We start from the raw sequence: 20,470 nt of genomic DNA on the forward strand, positions 1-20,470 counted from the left end.
GGTCGCCGTCACGGCGCCGCGACGTAGCGCGGCTCGGCATCGCGGGCGGTGACGGTCATCCGGCCCGCGTCGAAGCGCGGGTCGGCGACCACGATCCAGGCGGCGGCGCCCGCGGCGATCGCCGCCGCGCCCGGGGTCCCGCGCGGCACCTCGATGATCCAGCCGGTCGCGGCGTCGCCGATCGCGAACCGGCCGGCGCCGAGGTCGGCGCCGACGACGACCCGGGCGACGACGACGACCCCGCTCGGCCACAGCCACCGACCCGCGGCCGCGGCCGCGTCCAGATCGGCGGCGTTGACGTGCACGGGCGCCAGCGTGGCCTTGGCGGTGATCCGCGGCGGTCGCGCGATCGCCGCGACCAGCGACGGCATACGCAGCGCGCCGCGCCAGCTCGTCGGCAGCTGCGCGACCTCGTCGGGCGGCACCGCGCTGTTGTCGCACACGATCGCCAGCGCGCCGACGGCCAGGGGGGTCTCGGCGGTGCGCATGACGCGGTGGGTGCCGGCCACGCCGCGCACCTCGATCAGGTCGACGTCCCGCGGCAGGCCGGTGAAGCCGTCGGTGATCGTCGCGCGCTCGGACCGCACGACCGGCCCCCAGTCGGCCCGGTGCCACGCGGCGAGCGCCGGGTCGGGCTGGCGCGGATCGATCGGCAGGCGGCACCAGGTCGCGACCGCGGCGTCGAGCGCGGTGGTCGAGCGCGGCGCGCGGCGCGCGGACACCGGGGGTGGCGTCGCGGGCGAGGGTGGCGAGGGTGGCGAGGACGTCGAGGGTGGCGAGGGTGTCGAGGCCGTTGCGCGCTGGACGCGCGGGTTGGTCGCCGGGCCCGCGTCGACCGCGGCCGCCGGCTCCACCGGTTCTCCCGGCGCGTCGGGCGCCACGGGCGGCGCCGCGGCGCCGGCGTCGAGCGCGACCACGACGTCTCCGCGCGCGATCTCGGTCGGCGGCGGCGCCACCCGCGCGCGGCACGGCCGCACCGCCACCACGACCGCCATCGCCACCGCGGTCGCGGCGCCCAGGGCGATCGCGCGGGTCCGGCCGCGCCGCGGCGCCAGGGCCGCCACCAGCGCGGTCATCGACGGGAACCGATCGGCGGGCTCGGCCGCGAGGCCGCGCCGCAGCGCCGCCGCGACCGCGCGATCCGCGGGGCCGCGCCCGGCCGGGCCGCGGCCGATCGCCAGGATCTGCGCGCCGACGGTGTCGGCGGCGAACGGCGCCTGCCCGGTCAGCACCTCCCACGCGGTCGCGCACAGCCCGAACTGATCGGCGCGCGCGTCGACCGCGCGCCCCAGCAGCTGCTCGGGTGCGGCGTAGCCCAGCGTCCCGAGCGCGCGGGTCGTCGCCGGCACGTCGCCGGCGCTGTCGTCATCGTCGGGCGCGATCGCGCCGGCCAGGCCGAAGTCGCTCACGACCACGCGGCCGTCGCGCGCGATCAGCAGGTTCTCGGGCTTCACGTCGCGGTGGATCACGCCGGCCGCGTGGGCGGCGGCCAGGCCCCGGCCCGCGTCGACGAGGATCGCGCGGGGCTGCGCCGCGCCGGCCCGGTCGCGAGGTGCGCGCAGCGCGTGACGCCGTCGACCAGCTCCATCGCCAGGTAGGCTCGTCGCCGTCGTCGCCGACGTCGCAGATCTGGCACACGTTGGGGTGGTTGAGGCGGGCCAGCGCCCGGGCCTCGCGCCGCAGCCGGGCCCGCAGCTCGGCGTCGTCGCCGCGCGCGCGCACCAGCTTGAGCGCGACCGCGCGATCGAGCTCGGGATCGTGGCCGCGCAGCACCACGCCCATGCCGCCGCGCCCGAGCACGCCGTCGACGCGGTAGCGGCCGAGGTGCTCGTCGGCCACGACCCGCTCGGGCGCCAGCGTCGACAGCGCGATCCGGCATGGGCCGCAGTGATCGACGTGGTCCTCGAGGGCGCGCGCCGGGCGTCGTCGAGCGCGCCGTCGGCGAACCGCAGCAGGTCGTCGTCGCTGGGGCACGCGGCGCTGGTCACGGCGGCGGGGTCTCGCGCAGGAGGCGGGTCAGGCTCAGCTCGAGCTGGCTGTCGATCGCGCGCAGCGCGCTGTCGAGCTCGGTCGGGCGCAGGCGCAGGGCCGCGACCAGCTCGCGCCGGGTCTGCCGGGCGATGCGATCGCGCGCGTCGGCCAGCCAGCGCGCCGCGGTGGCGCGGTGGACCCGGTACAGCCCGGCCAGCTCGTCGAGCGTGACCCCGTCGAGGACGGTGTGGCGCAGCAGGTTGCGGGCGCGGCTGTCGAGCGTCGCCAGCGCCGCGGCCACGGCGCGCTCGAGCTGCGCTCGCAGATCGCCCTGGAGCTGCGCGCGGGCCGGGTCCGGCGCCGGGTCGGCCCAGTGATCGATCACCGCCGCGTCGAGCGGCAGCTCGCGCCGGGTGCGGCCGGCGGCGCGCACCGCCATGCGCGCGGCGCTGATGCGCACCCACGCGCGCAGATCGCCGTGGCCGCCGTAGTCGGCGATGCGCGGCCGCGCGCCCACGAACAGGTGGACGCGCAGCGCCTGCAGCGCGTCGGCCGCGTCGAGCCGCGCCCGCGCCAGGCCCCGCATCACGTCCGGCACGATCTCGCGCTCGAACACCGCGAGCGCGGCCGGGTCGCCGTGCGCGAGCGCCGCGGCCAGGAACAGATCGGCGCCGCGCAGCCGCGCCAGCGCCGCGGGATCGTCGTCGGGCAGGCGCGCCGCGACGTGGGCGCAGTAGCCGGCGTCGTCCAGCGCCGCGTCGGGCACCCGGGCCCGGCCGGCCGCGAGGTGCTCGGCCAGGACGCGGTCGGCGTCGGCGGGCAACGCCAGCGCGCGCCCCTCGGCGGCGGCGACGACCAGCGCGGACAGGGACGACACCGGCCGAGCGTAGCCGACCCGGCGCGCCCGCGTGCGGTCATGGCCGCACCGGCACCGGGCGCGGGTACCACTCGATCGTGCAGCGCGCGTCGGCGACCAGGTCGGCGACCAGGAACACGACGCACACCGTGGCGCCGGTCTCGACCTCGTCGTCCCAGGCCTGGCCGCCCTCGAAGTGATGCACGGTCGAGCGCCGCGGCGTGCGGTAGCCGAGCTCGAGCTGGTAGCGCGAGTCGGTCGAGATCGCCGTCCGCTGGGCCGGTCCGAGCGACGCGCGCACGTCGGCCTCGGTCATGCCGGCGACCACGTCGCCGTCGGAGATCGCCGCGCGGATCTGGGCCGGCCGGTCCGGATGCGCCGCCAGGTACGCGGTCCGGCGCTCGGCCGCGGTCGGCGGCGTCGGCGCGGTCGGCCGCAGCAGCACGCAGCCCGTGGTCGCGAGCGCGAGCGCCAGCGCACACGCGGCGGAGGTCACGGCCCACCGCCGTCGATGCGGTAGATCGGCCCGGTCGCGCCGGTCGCGCCCGAGGTGCTCGTCAGCCCGAGCACGTGGATCGCGCCGGTGTCGAGCCAGGTCGGCTGGCGGAAGTCGATCCGCAGCCCCGGGTCGGCCGGCGCCAGCGCCAGCGGCGCGAGCGCGTCGGTGGCGAGGTCGAGGCGGAACACGCCGACCTGCCCGAGGTACACGACCTGCCCCTTTGCGCAGCGCCGCGGCGCCGTCGAGGTGGTGCCCGGTCGTGAAGAACGGCACGACCGGGGCGTGGCGCGCGATGATCGCGCCGACGTCGACCGGCGTCGTCGCGCGCGCCGGCAGCCACAGGAGCGCCGCGGCGGTCTCGACCAGGAGCCCGCTGGGATCGATCGAGATCGCGCCCACCGCCTCGGTCGTGGCCCGCACCCAGGTCGCGGCGCCGGTCGCCAGCTCGACCCGCCAGACCCGGCCGGCCTCGACCACGACCGCGAGGCCGAGCGCGACGCCGACCGCGTCGACCCGCGCCAGCGTCGGCTGGGTGTCGGCCAGCGCCAGCACCTCGACCGGCCCGGGCGCGGCCGCGGTCGGGCGCCACCGGGACAGCACCGGCCCGGCGCCGAGGTCGCGCGCGAGCCAGACCGCGTCGCCGTCGAGCGCGATCGGCCAGGTGCGGCGCTCGTCGGCGGGCGCCGGCACCACCAGCTCGCCGACCGCGGCCGCGGGTGCGTCGGCCCGCCACGCCCGGACGACCATCTCGTCGCCGCGCGGCACCGACGTGACGATCAGCGCCGACGACACCAGCACGGCGACCCCGTCGGGATCGCCGAGATCGATCGCGTAGTCGAGGCGCGCGCCGGTGGTGTCGACGCGCGCGTGCAGGCTCGCGACGCCCTGGTGATCGATCCAGTACAGGCGATCGGCCGCGGGCAGGAGCGTGTACGCGCCGGCCGGGGCGATCTCGGTCCGCTGCGCCGCCAGCTCGGCCGCGAGGGCGCGGTACCCGGCGAGCGGATCGGCCGGCGGCGCGTCGACGGCGTCGTCGGCGACCAGCACGCACGCGGTCAGCGGCACCAGCGCCAGCGCGGCGCGCGCGATCACCGACACTGGTCCACCTTCACGTAGCGGCGCGCCAGGCAGCTCGTGTACTCGCGGCACGACGACGGCTGGTCGGGCGTGCCGCACCGCACCAGCAGCGGGAAGCACTGCGCGCAGTCGGCGTGGGCGCGCTCGCGCTCGCGCGCGGCGGCCTCGGCGAACCCGGCCTCCTCCTCGGCGGCGCGGCGCGCGACCTCGGCGGCGTCGATCGTCCGCACGAACACCTGCACCAGCGCGCGGCCGCTGCCGAGCGCGCGCCCGGGCCCGACCGCGAGCTCGACCGGTCCATCGACGAGCTGGCACCCCGCCGGTCCGGCGACCGTGCGCTGGCGGCGGTCGAGGCGCGGCGCCAGGCTGTTGACCGCGCCGACCTTGCGCGCGTCGGTGCGGGTTACGCTCAGCGTCGACAGCGCCGGGCTCAGCCGGGCGTCGTCCTCGAGCGCGAGCTGCAGCGCGAAGCACTGTCCGCGCTTCGCCGCCACGGTGAACGGCGCCCCGGCCGCGAGATCGATCGCGATCGGCGCGCCGCTCGGCCGGTAGTCCGCCAGCGCGGTCGGGCGGTGCTTCAGGAGCTCGGCCGCCGCCGGGAACCGCTCGGTCGAGGTCGCCGCCGACACCCGCACCGCCAGCGCGGTGACGACGTCGTGGCGGTCGTCGAGCAGGTAGATCAGGTTGGCGCCGTGGCGCCCGGCCTCGGCGCGGGCCGCCGCCAGCAGCGCGTCCCGGCCGCGGGCGTCGCCCTCCTTGGCCGCGACCGCGCCGAGCAGCCGGTGCGGATCGTCGGCGGTCGGGAAGCCCGGATCGATCACCAGGCGCTGGCCCGGCCGGTCGCCGGCCGCCGGATCCCAGCGCAGCCCGTCGGGGAGCTGCTCGGCGCGCGCGACCACCATGACGTCGTCGGCGGCGACCGGCGGCGCGTCGCCGACCCCGCTGGCGGACTGGTAGTCCGTGGTGATCGGCCGGCGCGCCCGCAAGAACAGGCAGCCGGTGACGGTGGTCGCGGCGAGGGCGAGGGCGGCCAGGCGCAACCAGCGCGGGCCAGGGCAGGGTCGGTTCGGTTCCATACCCTCCGAGACCGCTCGCCCCGCGACCGTCGCATGAAATCGACATGGCCCGTCGCCGGCCGCGCGCGCGCTACTTCGCGAGCACGGCGGTGGTCGCGCCGGCGGCCGCGAGCGCGGCGGTCAGGTCGAGCTCGACCTTCTGGTCGACCATCATCATCTCGCACAGGTCGGCCTCGGGGTCGAAGCAGACCGTGACCGGCATCGGGCTGGCCTTGCCGTAGACGACCGTGTAGACCGGCCGCGTCGGACAGCCGCCGCCGCGCGAGCGCACGAAGCTCAGCTTCGCCCCGTCGAGCTTGATCGGCACGTCGGTGACGCGGTCGGTGCCCTTGGCGCACGTCGCGCCCTCGACGAGGACCTGCCAGCCCGATCCCGCGCCGCCGCCGCCGTTGGCTCCGACGCCCGCCGGATCATCCGGTCCGATCGGGTCCCGATCCGATCCCGATCCGGGTCCTGATCCGTCGATCCGGGTCCCGATCCGATCCCGGATCCGGGTCGATCCGATCCGATCCGGATGCCGAGCCCGATCCGGATGCCGAGCCCGATCCCGATCCCGATCCGGATGCCGAGCCCGATCCCGATCCGGATGCCGATCCCGATCCGGATGCCGATCCCGATCCCGCTCCGGATGCCGAGCCCGATCCCGCCGCCATCCCCGCATCGGCGCGACTGCCGCCGCCACCCGTGCTGCTGCTGTCTTGCTGCTTGCTCTTGCACCCCGCGACAGCGACGAGGACCGAGAGACTCACCACGTACATCGTTGCCTTCATGTCGCCGGTTCGACGACCCCGCGGGCGCCAACCTTGGGTCGATCGCGCTCGGGAATATCGTCGCCGCGCCGCCCGTTCGTCGCCGCCCAGCCGCGCCGCCCGTTCGTCGCTGCCCAGCCGCGCCGCCCGTTCGTCGCTGCCCAGCCGCGCCGCCCGTTCGTCGCCGCCCAGCCGCGCCACGCCGCGCCGCGCCATCACCGCCGCGCCCCACCGCCGCGCCATCACCGCCGCCCCACCGCCCGCGCGCACCATATCGACCGGGCTCGTCGCTATCCGCGCGCGCGCGACCTCGCGCGCGCGGCGCGTTACGCCGCCGCCACCAGCACCTCGCGCTTGTTGCTGTGGTCCGGCGAGCTGACGACGCCCTGCTTCTCCATCTCCTCGACCAGCCGCGCGGCGCGGTTGTAGCCGATGCGCAGCTGGCGCTGCACCCACGAGATCGACGCGTTGCGGGTCGAGCACACGACGTTGACCGCCTTGTCGTACATCTCGTCGTCGACCTTGCTGCCGCCGCCGCCCGCGGCCGCGCCGCCGTCGCCCTCGGCGTCCTCGTCGCGCGGCTTGAGGATGTCGAGGTTGTAGACCGGGCGGCCCTGGGTCTTGAGGAACCCGACGACGCGGTGGATCTCCTCCTCGTCGACGTAGCAGCCGTGGAAGCGGGCCGGCGCGGCGCCGCGATCCGAGAACAGCATGTCGCCGGCGCCCAAGAGCGCCTCGGCGCCGCCCTGATCGAGGATCGTGCGCGAGTCGATCTTCGACGTGACGTGGAACGCGATCCGCGACGGGAAGTTGGCCTTGATCAGGCCGGTGATCACGTCGACCGACGGCCGCTGCGTCGCGAGGATCAGGTGGATGCCGGCGGCGCGCGCCTTCTGCGCGATGCGGGCGACCGAGGTCTCGACCTCCTGGGCGCGCACATCATCAGGTCGGCGAACTCGTCGATGACCACGACGATGTACGGCAGGCGCACGGCCGGCTCGCTCATCGGCGCGTGCTCGCCGGTGATCTCGACGTGCTCGATCTGATCGTCGTCGACGTCGACCGCCGCGCCGATCGCGGCCTCGGCGGCGTCGGCCGCGCGCCGGAGCTGCTCGGCCTCCCACTTGGCGCGGGCCTTGCCGATCTTGTCGTTGTAGCCGCTGATGTCGCGGACGCCGGCGTGCGCCAGCAGGTCGTAGCGGCGCTCCATCTCGTCGACCGCCCAGCGCAGCGCCAGGTTGGCCTTCTTGGGATCGGTCACGACCGGCAAGAGCAGGTGCGGGATGCCCTCGTAGATCGAGAGCTCCAGCATCTTGGGGTCGACCATGATGAAGCGGACGTCCTCGGGCGAGACGAGTACAGCAGGCTCGAGATCATCGCGTTGACCGCGACCGACTTGCCCGAGCCGGTGGTGCCGGCGACGAGCAGGTGCGGCATGCGCGCCAGGTCGACGACGGCGGGCGCGCCCTCGATGTCCTTGCCGATCGCCATCGGCAGCTTGGCCTGGTGCGCCGGAAGATCTCGTCGGCGACGATCTCCTTCATGAACACCTTCTCGCGGGTCTTGTTGGGCACCTCGATGCCGACCGCGGCCTTGCCGGGGATCGGCGCGACGATGCGCACGCGCAGCGCCTCGAGCGCCATCGCGAGGTCGTCGGACAGGTTCGCGATCTTGGCGACGCGGATGCCCGGCGCCGGCGCGAACTCGTACATCGTCACGACCGGGCCGGGCCGGATCGCGACCACCTCGCCCTTGACCCCGTAGTTCTCGAGGGTCTTGGTCAGGCGCGCCGACAGCTCGAGCATGTAGGTCTTGTCGAGCTGGTTCTGGCCGGCGGCGTCGTAGTTGAGCAGGCCGATCGCCGGCAGCTGGTAGGCGCCGTCGCCGAGCTTGACGAAGCCGCGCTCGCTCTCGGCGGCCTTCTCCTTGGCCGCCATCTCGGCCTTGTCGGCGTGCTTGAACCGCGGCTCGACGATCAGCGACGCCGGGCCGTCGGCGGTCGGCGCCGTCGCCACCGCCAGGGACGCGCCGCCGAGCGGGGCCGCGCTGCCCCGGGCCGCGCGCGTCGGCGGCTCGGCGATCAGCGCCAGCTCGCTGGTCTCGACGTCGTCGACGATCTCGATCTTGGGCTTCTTCTTCTTGGCCGCGACCTCGGGCAGCGACACCACGTCGGCCATCGGCGGCAGATCGACCTCGGTCGTCGCCGGCTCGCGCTTCTTCTTCTTGCGCTTGCCCGCGACCTCGGCCTCGTCGTCGGGCACGGCCGTGGTCATGCGCTCGGTGTCGCCGGCGAACGCGGCGTTGGGCACCGTGCGATCGACGATGATCGGCTCGGGCAGCTCGCCGTCGGCGACGGCCAGCGGATCGTCGCCGTCGTCGACGAGGTCGTCCTCGTACTCGTCGCGGTCGCGCTCGGGCAGGATCGCGCGGGTGACCTCGGCGACGAACTTGCCGCCGCCGCGGGCGCCGGTGGCCAGCGACCGCCCGGTGGCGCGGGCGCCGATGCCGATCCAGCCCAGCACCTGGCGCATCCGCAGCGGCGTCGCGATGATCACCGCGATGAACAGCCCGACCAGCGCCAGGAACGCGGTGCCCGCGGTCGAGATGAGCGCGCGCGACACCTCGGCCAGGTCCTCGCCCAGCCCGCCGCCCGGGCCGATGCCGGCGATGCGGTAGGTGGGCACCGCGAGCTGCAGCAGGACCGCGATCGCCAGCGCACCCAGCGGGACACCGACGGCGAGCTGCCACGGGATCAGCGGGCGCTTCTCCATGAGCGACCGCACCGCGGCAGAGATCGCCATGATCACGAGGGCATAGCTGCCCAGGCCGGCGATCTTGTAGACGAGCGCAGCGACGCTGCGCCCGAACGGGCCCATGACCAGCGCGTGCGCCTGGAGCGAGAGCATCGCCAGGAGCACGAACAGACTGGCGCCGAGCGCCAGGATGCCTGCGACCTCCCGGCCGCGGGTGCCGTCGGAGGTGCGCTTGTTGGGCGTCGGAGCGGAGAACTTCTTGGGCAGTGGCTTGTTGGCCATGGTACCTCGGGGAGGACTTTATCCTACATGTAAGATCCGGTAGGGCAAGTTTCTGGTGGCGCCCGATCGTCCCGAGTTCACGGGGGATTTTTTCGCCACCGGGGAACCGCGGCGGAGCCCGCAAGGTCGATCCGGCCCAGACCTGGTGTTATGTTCCGCGCATGCGACACGTCGGAACGTTGGTCGTCCTGGCCTTGGTCCTGGGCGGGCTGGGCTGTGCGGGCAAGCAGGTGCCCCAGCACAGCGGGTACAAGGGCAAGAAGCCGACCCCGTGGACCAAGGCCAAGGCCATCGAGCTCGATGACGAGAACAAGGCCAAGGTCTCCGGCGAGCTCGACTACGCCGAGTACAAGCGCGCCAAGTGGTACTCGCTGGCGCTGCCGGGCTCGGGCACGCTCGACCTCGACTTCGAGGCCGTGCCCGGCGGGGACGCCGACATGGACGTCGCGTTCGAGGTGTTCGACCCCAACAACAAGGTGCTGGTCCGCGCCGACGCCGACGCCGACGACGTCAACGAGCAGAAGAAGCAGCGCAAGCTCGAGGACCTCGACGAGGGCACCTACCTCATCCACGTCTACCTGCAGGGCCGCCTCGACACGGCCGACTTCGATCTCAAGCTGAAGTTCACGCGGGGCCAGCGCCCGCGGAAGTCCGACTTCCCGGCGCAGGTGCCCTTCCCGGACGAGCTGGCCGCGGTGCCGCCGGTCGACGACACCCCCAGCAAGGCGCCCGAGCCGACCTGCGGCGTGAAGGGCAAGCCGCGCTGCAAGCCCCGCTGTGGCGTGCCCGGCAAGCCGTCGTGCTCGAAGCCGCCGCCGCCGCCGCCGCCGTGTGGCGGCTCCGGCCAGCCGCCGTGCAAGCTGCCGCCGCTGGCGGCGTCGATCACCAACGTCGATCCCGATCCGTCGGGCTCGCGCATCACGATCGCCGCCGGCACCGCCGACGGCGTCACCAACGGCATGCGCGGCAGCGTGCCGGGCGTGAAGGGCTCGAGCTTCTCGGTCTCGGGCTGCACCGCGCAGCGCTGCTCGGCCGTCGTCAAGGCCGCGGTCGACGACGTGCGCAGCGCTGGCGAGGTCCGGATCACGCGCTGAGCGGTCGGGGCGGGGCGTCGCCGGGCCAGGCAGGTGCAGGGCCTCCGAGGCCCGCCGGACAGGGGCGGCGCCTTCGGGCGGCAAGCCCGACGAGCCTCGCCTGCGAGACCTCCGCGACGCGCGCCGCGCGACGCGCGCCTCCCCGCGCGTAGATCCGGCGCTGCGCGTCTAGAACGACGAGCCGGGCTCGAGCAGGAACGCCTGCTCCTCGGCGGTCGAGGCTCGGCCCAGGATCTGGTTGCGGTGCGGGAAGCGGCCGAAGCGCCGGATGATCACCCGGTGACGCTCGGCGAAGTCGACCGCCTCGGCTGCGCCGGCGACGTCGGCGAACAGCGCCACGCACGCGTCCTGGTCGGTCAACGCCTCGCTGTGCATGTACGGCAGGTACAGGAAGTCGCGCGCCGCCGCCGGCACGGCGCGGTCGAACCCGCGCGCCACCGCGTCCTTGGCGGCGGCCAGGGCCTGCGCGTCGCTGGCGTACATCGCCGGCGTGCCGCGGAACATGTGCCGGCTCAGCTGATCGAGCACGACGACGTACGCCACCGCGCCGCGCGCCGTCGCGCGCCAGGCCTCGTGGGCGCCGTCGACGACCGCGCGGTGCAGCGGCGCGAACTGGGCGGTCAGCGCGGCGTCGAACGCCGGGTCCTTGCGCCACCACCGCGCCACCACCGCGGGGGCCGCCGCGCCGGCGTCGTCGAGCTCGCCGAACCAGGTCGTCCACAGCTCGTCGATCGCCATGGCCCGATGCTGCCACGGGCGGCCGCCACGCGCGCGCCCTCGTCGACGGGGTCCCCGCGCGCGCCACGCCGCCGCACGAGGCGGGCGGGCCGCCACGCGCGCGCCCTCGTCGATGGGGTCCCCGCGTGCGCCACGCCGCCGCGCGAGGCGGGGGGGCCGCACGGGTGCCATCGCTGGTTAGCCGCGCAGGCATCCGGATCGGGCCCGGCTGGCGAAAGCTGCGGCCATGCGTACTCTCGGACTGGTCCTGGCCGGAAGCCTCCTCGCCGCGCCCGCCGTCGCCGGCCCGCTCCAGGCGCCGATCGTCGGCGGGACCACCGCCACCGTCGGACAGTTCCCGACCACCGTCGCGCTCGAGCTCGGCGGCGGCCTGTGCACCGGCACGCTGCTCAACCAGGACTGGGTGCTGACCGCGGCCCACTGCATCGACCCGGCGGTCCTCGGTCAGAGCCAGGCGCAGATCACCGCCAGCCTCCGGGTCCACTTCGACACCGTCAACATCTTCACCTCGGCCGGCATCGTCGTGCGCGCCACCGAGATCATCAAGCACCCGCTGTTCAACGTGAACGCGCTCGGCACCCACGACATCGGGCTCATCCGCCTGGCGACGCCGGTGACCGACCGCGCCGCGGTGCCGATCATCCTCGACGCCGCCAAGGTCCCGCTCGGCACCGAGCTGCAGCTCGTCGGCTTCGGCGCCACCAGCCGCACCAACCCGTCGACCGCCGGCGTCCTGCGCCTGGTCGATCAGACCTCGGTGTCGTGCTCGTTCGTCGGGCTGTCCGACGCGTCGCTGATCTGCTGGTCGCAGACCAACGGCCGCGGCAAGTGCGAGGGCGACTCGGGCGGCCCGTCGTTCGCGATGATCGAGGGCCAGCTGGCGCAGGTCGGCATCGCGTCGTTCGCCGATCAGCAGTGCGCGCAGCTCGGCGCCGACACCCGCATCGCCGCCGAGACCGCGTTCCTGTACGAGCACGTGCCGGCGCTGCAGTGCGCCGCCGACGGCGCCTGCGCCGCCGCGTGCGGCCAGGGCGCGCTGCCGGCCGATCCCGACTGCGGCTGCGACGCCGATCACCCCTGCCCCGACGGCCACGAGTGCTTCCAGGAGGCGTGCATCGTCGCGCCGTTCGCGCCCGGCGGCGTCGGCAGCGAGTGCGCCGACGGCACCGACTGCCAGTCGGGCGTGTGCGCGGCGTCCGGCGATCAGTCGCTGTGCGTGCTCGCGTGCACCGCCGGCGCCGACGACGCGTGCCCCTCGGGCTTCAGCTGCCGCGAGGCCGCCGGCGGCGGCGGCGGGGTGTGCTGGCCGTCCGACGACAGCGGCGGCTGCTGCAGCACCGGCGGCGGCGGCGGCGCGGCGACGTCGCTGGTCGGGCTCGCCCTCGTGGCGTTCGGTCTGCGCCGCCGGCGGCGGTGAAGCTCGGTCGCGGCTGCCGTGCCGGGGACTTGCCGGTGGCGGTGATCTCGGCCGCAACTCCGTGCCCGGGGGCGTTCCGGTGGCGGTGATCTCGGCCGCCGCTCCTGCGCTGGGGGGCTTGCCGACGCCCGCGGTCTGAGGCAGGGTGCGACCCATGGAAACCGACCAGACCGAGACCGCTGCCCCCAAGACCCCCGGCTCGGCCCGCTACGGCGAGCTCAAGGCCCTCGTCGCGGCCATGGAGGCGGACTTCATCAAGTTCTACAACGACGGCAACAAGGCCGCCGGCACCCGCGTCCGCGGCGCCATGCAGGACCTGAAGAACTTCGCCCAGCAGGTCCGCACCGAGGTGCAGGCGCTCAAGAACGACGGCAAGGCCTGAGCCTCGCCCTGCCCGCGCGCTGCTCCCAGCCTGTGACCGCCCCGCGGTCGCGGTAGCTCGAGCGCTCGCGGCAAGCCTCTCTTAGCCTGGGCCGCCGGTCGGCCCAGCGGCGCCGCCGTTGTGGCGCCTGGGTGCGTCGCGGCGCGCCTTGCGGCGCGGCGCGCGATGGCGATGGCCGCCAGGCGTTGATCGCCGCTGTGCTGGCCGCTGCCTCCGCGGCCGGCGCGCCGCCCAGGCTCCGGTTCCGACGCTGGTTCCGGTTTCGGCCCTGGTGCCGGCCCGGTTCCGGTTCCGGTTCCGGTTCCGGCTCCGCTCCCGCGCCGCGCCCGCGCCCGCGCCCGCGCCCGGCTCCCGCGCCCACTCGGGCTCCAGCGGCGCCGACCTGCGATCTCGCGGGGTCACGTCGAGCATCGAGAATTCTCACGCGGAGACGCAACTCCTGGACGTGGCGGCCGATAGGCCGCCCACAACCAGAGGTGTCTCAATGTTCGAACGACAGGTTCCGAAGGCGTCCGCCAGTCGAGTCGCCGCCACACCACGACGACTGCGGGCGTGTCTCGCCGCCGCGGTGGTGGTCACACTCGCCTCGCCAGTGCTCAGCCAGGCGCAGCTCGCGCCCGGGTCACACCATGCAACTGTCGGGGAAGGCGCTGGACTGGGGCCGTCGGTGTCGCCGACCGGCGGCTTCGCCACGCGCGTCCCGCTCGACCTGCCACCGGCCCGCGGACCGCTTCCGATCCCGCTGGCGGTCGTCTACACGGGGCTGACGCGGGCCGGCGCCGCGGGCGCAGGCTGGGACGTGCCGGTGAGCTACGTCGCCTGGCAGCACCCCGAGCGCAACCGACCGATGGCGAGCGCGGACGACGGCACGACTCCACCACGCCTCATGCTGGCGCTCGACGGAGCACCCCAGCGCATGGTCCCCGCCAATAGCGCTGGCACTCGCTACGTCCCGGTAGTTGCGTCGGAGTATCAAGAACTCACGAAGGTGGGCGCCGAATGGCGCCTGAAGACCTTGGGGAACCTCGAGTACGTCTTCCAGGCCCACGGAGCGGAAGGCACGCTCTGGCTCCTCACCGACATCAATGACCTGGTCGGCACCGACCACGTCCACGTCGACTACGACACGGGGGAGGGGCTCGGGCTCTGCCGGCCCGACCTCCACGTCACCAAGATCTCATACGCCTACAACGACGAGAAGACCCCGCTCTACGAGGTCGACCTCGCCTACGACGGCTGGTGGCGAGCCGACGGGGCCGTGGGGACGGTCTGCGACAGGCGGCCGGGCGAGACCGCGGCGGTCTTCGACCGCTCTGCCGACGACATGCTGCCGACTGACCGGTCGACGATCGTCACATCGATCGCGGTCAAGGCGCGAAACAACCTCGACCGGAAGTCGCTGCCGAAGGTCATCCGAAGCTACGAGCTCAAGTACGCGCCTGACCTCGACACCGACAAGCCCCGCTTGAGCGTAGTTGTCTTCCATGGCGAGGACGGGGTCGGCTCCGAGCCCGTGGCGACGTACGACTACGGCTCGCTCGCCAGACCGGACGAGAAGATTCACTTCGGAGAGCCGGTCAAGGTCCCCCGATCGGCCAACCTTCCGGCGACGTACGCTGATGACCTATCGGCCAACGAGACCAAGGTTGAGCCCCTGCAGAATCCATCTGACCGGTGGGACAGCGCCAGGCTCGAGACGACGCTCGCACGCCACATGATCCGTGACTTCACGGGCGACGGCGTGCCGGACGAGCTGTGGAAAGACGGCGACCGCTGGCACATGGCAAGAGGCCTGGTGACCCGAGACGGCGCTCGTCTCGATGGCCCAGAGGTGACTTGGGACGAGCCTGCCGAGCTGTCAGAGACGACAACATTCCGCTTTCTGGAGCCCGCGAACCACCAGGGCGACGCCCACGAGATGGGCATCGTGACCGAGACCTGGACCCAGTTCATGGACTGGAACGGAGACGGTCGCCTCGACGTGATCGACGCGCGAGGCGGGCAGAGTGAGAGTCAATGGCGCGTCTGGATCAACGAGGACGATGGCCAAGGCGGCGTGCACTGGCGTGCCACCCAGGTCTCGGTCTTCATGTTCCGCGCCTACCAGTACACCGTTGGTCTGGACAACATCCTCGACTCTCTCCGAGGTCGGCTCTTCCCCGCTGACCCATGGCACCACTGGGCGCGCTGGAAGAACACGCCCCTGGGGCGAACGCGCAGCTGGCCGAGAGTCGTGTCCTATAAGTGCCGAGACCGTCGCTGTGAGCCGGGGCAGTCGCAGGGCGACGTCGACCTGGGCATTCCGGGAAATTGCAGTGGTCCTGAGGTCGAGTGCCCACAGTACCAGGACTACAAGATGACCTTCGGTAGCGACACCTGGACCGAATGGTCGGTGAAGGACATGAACCAGGACGGCTATCCGGATCTCGTGTCCGAGGACAGGGTGGTTGGCGTGTGTGATGGTCGCGATGCTCCGGATATGCCCCGTGACGCCGCTCATCCATGGACGCAGCAGTATTCGCTGGGCTACTTCTACCAGCGGGTCGCCACCCCCATTCCGAACGGCTGTCGTTTCTGCCGTGCTCGAGCACCACGAGCGGATCGCATCCTATGGTGTTCTACAACCGCCTGGGCGCATTCGTCGAGTTCGACATGACGCCAGCGATGCCAACACGGTGGACAATGCCGACGCTCGCGGGCTTGTTTCATCTCGAGCGTTGGTTCGGCGGCGCGGACACGGACCAGGCGGTTTGGGTGAACGGCATCGACGGGCCATATCTGGCGGCGCTCGCCGCGTGGAGGACCTCGTCCTGGCAGACTGTCCGGCTTGCTGATCGGACCGCCTCGGGCCGCCTGCGTTCGACTGAGTACCGCGACATCTCATTTGGCGGTGACCGCTATATAAATGATCGTGTCGACAAGTGCCTTGATTCGCCGGGGGCGGAGTTCTCTGACAAGCAGAGCGTCGGATACATCGACGTGAACGGCGACGGGGTTGTTGACGACCTGGGCCCCGATGGTACCTGGATCAACTCCGCTACGGGCCACGGGCTGCGTCGCTGGCTGACCGCCGATACCGGCCTGGGCGTGCCGATCTCGGAGTCAGTCGGTCGCTGCGACGAGAGCGCAGAGGTTGTTGCGGCCTTGACGGACCTCGATGGCGACGGCCTGCCCGACATCCTCCGCGTCCAGGACCAGCTGTTGACCATGGAGTCGATGGTCCCCGGCGCGGGCGACGATCTGCTGGCGGTAGGCCGCCTGCGCATGATCACGAATGCGCAGGGCGCGGTGACCACCATCGGCTACGCCAACGCTAAGATCGACCGTGTCACGGCCCACGCCGTGCCGTTCCCAGAGATCGTGGTCAGCTCGGTCCGGACGCGCGTCGTCGACGGCTCGGCCCAAGATGACGCCACGACGTACTACCGCTACGGCGGTGCGAGCTACGTGTACGACGGCAAGTCCGCCCGCTGGGTGTTCCCTGGGTACCGGCGCCACCTGGTGCTGGCCGGGCGGTCGATCGTCAAGGCCGGCGAACCGGTCGTCAGCGGCGTCCTGACGGCGTCCGACTTCGACCCGACCGCGCCGGCGGGTTCCGATTTCACGACCGTGGCGACCGCGAGTCGCTTGCGCGTCGTGTCGCACGCCGAGGAGACTTCGACCCCGAGGACCTCGACCTGTACCTGACGCCTGGCTCGGTCACGCCGTTCGCATCGACGGAGCTCACCTACGGCGTCCAGGCCCGGCCGGCGTCGTTCGAGGGCGCTGGCGTGCCGGCCCTTCGCTGGGACTGCGGCGACTACTTCGACGGCGCGGCCTTCTTGTCGCCCGAGACGTGCACGGCCAATGGGGTCGTCTACCAGGCGTCGAGTAAGACCTGGGAGGGGCGCCGCTGCCGAGCGCCGACAACGTCTACGCCGGGGCGACGGTGCTCGCCGTCGATGCCTGGGGACGCCCGACCTCGACCCGCCAGGACGGCGATCTGCGCCGGACAGACGACGACGTCTGCGTCCACCTCGCGTACGCCAATGGCACGCCGTTTCCATCGGTCGTCACGTCGGTGACGTCCACGGACTGTGGCGTCAGAGAGGGCGCGGAGCACGTCCTCAGCAGGACGCGCTTGCTGTACGACGGACTGCCATTCGGTTCCGGTCGGGCGCGGCCGCGTCTCGGCGCGCCTGGTGGATCGCTTCAGCGACGCCGGCTACCTGGACACGCACCAGGACGCTGCGTTCACCTACGACGCGCTCGGCGAGCTGTCGACGGTCACCTCGACCCGCAGCCTGGGCACGGCGGCGACCCGGACGACCACCTTCGAGTACGACCCGTTCGGCGCGACCGTCACGACCACGACGGTGTCGTCATCGGACGTCGCTGCCAGGTTCGTTCGCACCACCGCCGTCTCGACGTGGCCATCGCTGGGCGCCACCTCGGAGGACCAGTCCGGCATCTCGACCCAGGTTGAGTTCGACGCGCTGGGCCGACCGACCCGCACCGTCGCGGGGGCCGGCGGAACGCACTGGACGCTGTGCCAGGTTCAATACGACGACACGCCGGGGCACCGTCGCGTCATCGCCGAGTCGTTCCCCGGGACCACGCTCACCGGAGCCGAGGCCAACGAGCCTCGGCGGCAACGCGCGGTCACCGTGCTCGACGCGCTGGGCCGGCCGCGGTTCACCCAGGTCGGGCTCGGCGACAGCTACGGCGGCGCGACCGTGGTCTCGGGCCTGGTCGAGCGCGATGAGCTCCGGGCGGGTCGTCTTCGAGGCGGCCCCGTTCGAGTCGAGCCAGAATCCGTTCGATCCCGCGACCATGCCGGTCCATCCCCTACGGCACGACGGCGGTGTTCGACCGGCGCGGACGGGCGGTCCGGTCGGTCGGGGCGACCGGCTACAACGCTACCGCGACCCAGACCTCGGTGGCGGGGAAGGTCTATGTCGCTGAGTCGTCGATCAGCTACTCGGCGGGCAACGCGATCGTCACGTCGTCTGGGCCTGACAGGCACGATCCGGCGTCGGCCCGGTACGGCCAGCGCGATCAACGCGTCCTGACGGCGCTCGGCCGCGAGCTCCAGCGCCTGCGTCGTGATGCTGGGTCGGTCGTGCTCGACAAGGTCGAGCAGGACTGGGACCGCCTCGGGCGCGTCGTCGCGAACCGCCGGTACCCGACCCCGAGCACGACGACCGGGCTCGTCAGCTGGACGACTCAGTACGACTCGCTCGGCCGGGTCCTGCGGATGCAGGAGCCGGGCATGTCGGCCAAGGAGCTCAGCTACGACGAGGACGGGAGCGCGCTCGAGCTGGTGGATGGACGGTACCAAGCGCCGCGCGGCTGGAACCGCTACGACGGCTTCGGGCGGGTCACGCAGCTCGACCTGGTCTCGACCCCATCGGGTGGACCGGACGTCCTCGAGGCCCGCGACATCTTCCACTACGACGAGCACTCCGGGCACGGCCGACCAACCGGCGGCTGGCGCGGCCGGCCTCCGGGGCCGCCTGTCGTGGGTCGAGAACCCGACGGCCGGCAGCGTCTACTATGGCTACGATCCGCTCGGGCGCCAGACGTCGTCGGTCTACAAGTACGCGGGCGTCGCCGGGACGACGTCCCAGACTGTCGAGCTGACGGCGGGCGGCGTGCCCGTGACATTGACGCTCAAGACGCCCGAGACCAACGACACGCTTCGCTACGACTATGACAGCGCGTGGCGCACGACCCAGATCAAGCTGGGTGGCGCAGCGGTCTTCCAGGCCACCTCGATTCTGCCACTGGGGCAGTACCACGCCGTGACGTTCGGCAACGGTGTCAGCGAGTTCTACACGTACGACGCGTTCGGTCGTCACGAGCCGCTCTCCGCGACGATCATGACGGCGAGCGGCGCCTACATGTTCGAGCAGCGGGTCCGCGACGCGATCGGGCGCGTGACCACCGAGTACCACTCGACGCCGACCGGGGGGAGCCTGTTCGTGACGGACTACGACGGGCTCGGCCGGGTGAGCGCGCGCGCGCAGACCGGCGGGGTCCAACCGGGCATCGAGGCCTTTGCCTACGACGGGCTCGGCAACCTGCTGACGCGCATGTCGACGACGGGGTCGGGCAACCCGGAGCTACACGCCGACCGCGAGCGATCCCGATCGCCTGTGTCGGTTCGCGCTGCCGAAAAAGGGGCCCGGCACCGCGTGCCAGTTCACCTACGACGGCGCTGGCAACGTCGCCAGCGACACGTCGACGGGCCAGAGCCGGACGTTCACCTACGACGCGAGCCAGCGCATCACGACGATCGTGCGCGGCGGCAACGTGGTCAAGCTGGCCTACGGCCCGGCCGGCCGGATGAAGACTACGGTCAGCGGCACGAACCCGCGCACGATCTGGAACTTCGGCGGCCTGATCGAGCGCCGGACCCGGACCGACGGCGTGGTGCAGATCGAGCGGCAGGTGCCGGGGCCGCTAGGGACGTTCGTCAGCCTGCGCACGACCTTGACCGCTGCCGGCGCGCCCGGCGCGACCGAGACCATCTACCGCCACGGCGACGGCCGCGCCAACCGCTTCTTCACCCAGGCGGACGGCACGGTCATCCAGGCCACGACCTACGCGGCCTTCGGCAACCTGACGAGCGACAGCGGCGCCGCCGGGCTTACCTACACGGATGATCTTTGGAACGGCGGCGACAACCTGCCCGAGGTGGGCGTCGTCCTGCTCGGGCCGCGGGCCTACGACCCCGCGATCGGCCGCTTCCTCCAGCGCGACCCGATCGCGATCCTGGCGCGGTCGACGACCGCGAACCCGTACGCGTTCTCGTTCAACGACCCGGTGAACCACGCCGACCCGACCGGGCTGAGCGGGGAGTGCGCTGACGGATCGTGTGCCGGGGCCATCGTCAGCTTCAACGCCGGCGCCGCGGGGCTGGGATGCTCTATTCGCTGCTGCACGGCGGCGGCGGCAGCGGCGGAAGCAGCATGCCGGCGGGCGCGTCGTACGGCGCGAGCCAGCTGCATGTGGCAGGGCGTGAACCTGCAAAGAGCGTCGAGATGGGCGCCGCCGAGCGACTGGGGTGGGGGTGCTTCGGTGCGCCCTGCGATAGCGTCTTGGCGGCGTCGCGGCAGACCGCCGATTTTAACCGCGCTCATCCGGCCGAGTGGGTCAGCAGAGTCGCGATCGCGTACGACATCTACAGCTACGTCAGTTGCAGCGCGAACCCTGGGTGTTTCCTGCCGCGACTTGAGGATGGCCAGCGAGAGGAGCGGACGCCGTTCTACCTGTTTCCACGCAGCAGCGCACAACAGCAACTCGACTCGCTCGGCGCGGGACCGCCCCCGGGGCCGGGGGGCCCCGGAGGCGTGTGGCCCAGTGCCACAAGTCGAGACGTCACCATCTCCGACGGACAGCCACGGGTGCGCATGTTGGTCAAGGACCAGGCCCAGCTCCTGGCGGCGGCGGAGCATCACGCAGGCGGTTCGCTTGCAAACTTCATTGAGCAAAGCCCAGCTGGTTCATTAGCGCTGACGGCAGTACTCTGATAGAGTGGGAGCCAGCAGGTCATCTCGACACCAACGAAGGGCCCCATGTAACGATTCGTACG

At 72.9% G+C, this 20,470-nt stretch carries 15 protein-coding genes and 4 pseudogenes; 8 read left to right on the plus strand and 11 right to left on the minus strand.

Annotated elements, in window-relative coordinates; genetic code table 11:
• Nucleotides 1–8 precede the first annotated feature (8 nt).
• The 9 genes and pseudogenes from IPL61_30930 to IPL61_30970 form a co-directional block, all read right to left on the minus strand.
• A complete protein-coding gene (locus tag IPL61_30930; GenBank protein MBK9035625.1) occupies nucleotides 9–1,469 on the minus strand; it encodes a protein kinase in 1,461 nt (486 codons plus the stop codon).
• Between the two features lie 139 nt (nucleotides 1,470–1,608).
• Nucleotides 1,609–1,782: pseudogene (locus IPL61_30935) on the minus strand (hypothetical protein).
• Nucleotides 1,783–1,984: 202 nt separating this feature from the next.
• Nucleotides 1,985–2,848 (minus strand): transcriptional regulator, encoded by an 864-nt coding sequence (locus tag IPL61_30940; protein MBK9035626.1) that lies wholly within the window; start codon nucleotides 2,846–2,848, stop codon nucleotides 1,985–1,987.
• Nucleotides 2,849–2,885: 37 nt separating this feature from the next.
• The gene (locus IPL61_30945) at nucleotides 2,886–4,424 is read right to left on the minus strand and encodes a hypothetical protein (protein ID MBK9035627.1); all 1,539 of its coding nucleotides are present in this window, start codon (nucleotides 4,422–4,424) and stop codon (nucleotides 2,886–2,888) included.
• Nucleotides 4,415–5,443 carry a hypothetical protein gene (locus IPL61_30950; protein ID MBK9035628.1) on the minus strand — a complete coding sequence of 343 codons (1,029 nt, stop codon included), beginning with the start codon at nucleotides 5,441–5,443 and terminating at the stop codon, nucleotides 4,415–4,417. Before IPL61_30950 ends, IPL61_30945 begins: the two co-directional genes overlap by 10 nt.
• A 106-nt stretch (nucleotides 5,444–5,549) precedes the next feature.
• On the minus strand, nucleotides 5,550–5,786 hold the full coding sequence (locus tag IPL61_30955) for a hypothetical protein (protein ID MBK9035629.1): 237 nt from the start codon (nucleotides 5,784–5,786) through the stop codon (nucleotides 5,550–5,552).
• A 103-nt stretch (nucleotides 5,787–5,889) separates the two neighbouring features.
• Entirely contained in the window at nucleotides 5,890–6,501 is a 612-nt protein-coding gene (locus IPL61_30960; protein ID MBK9035630.1) for a hypothetical protein, read from the minus strand.
• 53 nt (nucleotides 6,502–6,554) lie between these two features.
• Nucleotides 6,555–8,165 (minus strand): annotated as a pseudogene (locus IPL61_30965) (DUF87 domain-containing protein).
• Between the two features lie 567 nt (nucleotides 8,166–8,732).
• A pseudogene (locus IPL61_30970) lies at nucleotides 8,733–9,263 on the minus strand (DNA translocase FtsK 4TM domain-containing protein).
• A gap of 161 nt (nucleotides 9,264–9,424) precedes the next feature.
• Between IPL61_30970 and IPL61_30975 the strand changes: the two are divergent.
• Nucleotides 9,425–10,357 (plus strand): hypothetical protein, encoded by a 933-nt coding sequence (locus IPL61_30975; GenBank protein MBK9035631.1) that lies wholly within the window; start codon nucleotides 9,425–9,427, stop codon nucleotides 10,355–10,357.
• A gap of 168 nt (nucleotides 10,358–10,525) precedes the next feature.
• Here the strand turns inward: IPL61_30975 and IPL61_30980 are convergent, their stop codons facing one another.
• Nucleotides 10,526–11,095 (minus strand): DUF924 domain-containing protein, encoded by a 570-nt coding sequence (locus IPL61_30980; protein MBK9035632.1) that lies wholly within the window; start codon nucleotides 11,093–11,095, stop codon nucleotides 10,526–10,528.
• 226 nt (nucleotides 11,096–11,321) lie between these two features.
• Between IPL61_30980 and IPL61_30985 the strand changes: the two genes are divergently transcribed.
• From IPL61_30985 to IPL61_31000, 4 genes are all read left to right on the plus strand, one after another.
• Entirely contained in the window at nucleotides 11,322–12,512 is a 1,191-nt protein-coding gene (locus tag IPL61_30985; GenBank protein MBK9035633.1) for a serine protease, read from the plus strand.
• A 154-nt stretch (nucleotides 12,513–12,666) separates the two neighbouring features.
• Nucleotides 12,667–12,894, plus strand: coding sequence for a histone H1 (locus IPL61_30990; protein MBK9035634.1), 228 nt, complete (start codon nucleotides 12,667–12,669; stop codon nucleotides 12,892–12,894).
• A gap of 667 nt (nucleotides 12,895–13,561) precedes the next feature.
• Nucleotides 13,562–15,550 (plus strand): hypothetical protein, encoded by a 1,989-nt coding sequence (locus tag IPL61_30995; GenBank protein MBK9035635.1) that lies wholly within the window; start codon nucleotides 13,562–13,564, stop codon nucleotides 15,548–15,550.
• Entirely contained in the window at nucleotides 15,505–16,581 is a 1,077-nt protein-coding gene (locus tag IPL61_31000) for a hypothetical protein (protein ID MBK9035636.1), read from the plus strand. The genes IPL61_30995 and IPL61_31000 overlap by 46 nt, the downstream gene beginning before the upstream one ends.
• A gap of 550 nt (nucleotides 16,582–17,131) precedes the next feature.
• Here the strand turns inward: IPL61_31000 and IPL61_31005 are convergent.
• Nucleotides 17,132–17,344 (minus strand): hypothetical protein, encoded by a 213-nt coding sequence (locus IPL61_31005; protein ID MBK9035637.1) that lies wholly within the window; start codon nucleotides 17,342–17,344, stop codon nucleotides 17,132–17,134.
• A 393-nt stretch (nucleotides 17,345–17,737) separates the two neighbouring features.
• Between IPL61_31005 and IPL61_31010 the strand changes: the two genes are divergently transcribed.
• The 3 genes and pseudogenes from IPL61_31010 to IPL61_31020 all read left to right on the plus strand — a co-directional run bounded on the left by IPL61_31010 (nucleotide 17,738) and on the right by IPL61_31020 (nucleotide 20,388).
• On the plus strand, nucleotides 17,738–18,589 hold the full coding sequence (locus IPL61_31010; GenBank protein ID MBK9035638.1) for a hypothetical protein: 852 nt from the start codon (nucleotides 17,738–17,740) through the stop codon (nucleotides 18,587–18,589).
• A gap of 440 nt (nucleotides 18,590–19,029) precedes the next feature.
• Nucleotides 19,030–19,182: pseudogene (locus tag IPL61_31015) on the plus strand (RHS repeat protein).
• Nucleotides 19,174–20,388, plus strand: a complete 1,215-nt coding sequence (locus IPL61_31020) for an RHS repeat-associated core domain-containing protein (GenBank protein MBK9035639.1) — start codon at nucleotides 19,174–19,176, stop codon at nucleotides 20,386–20,388. The pseudogene IPL61_31015 and the gene IPL61_31020 overlap by 9 nt, the downstream one beginning before the upstream one ends.
• Nucleotides 20,389–20,470 lie beyond the last annotated feature (82 nt).

This window comes from Myxococcales bacterium (genome assembly GCA_016717005.1).
In the GTDB taxonomy this organism is placed as follows: Bacteria; Myxococcota_A; Polyangia; order Haliangiales; family Haliangiaceae; genus UBA2376.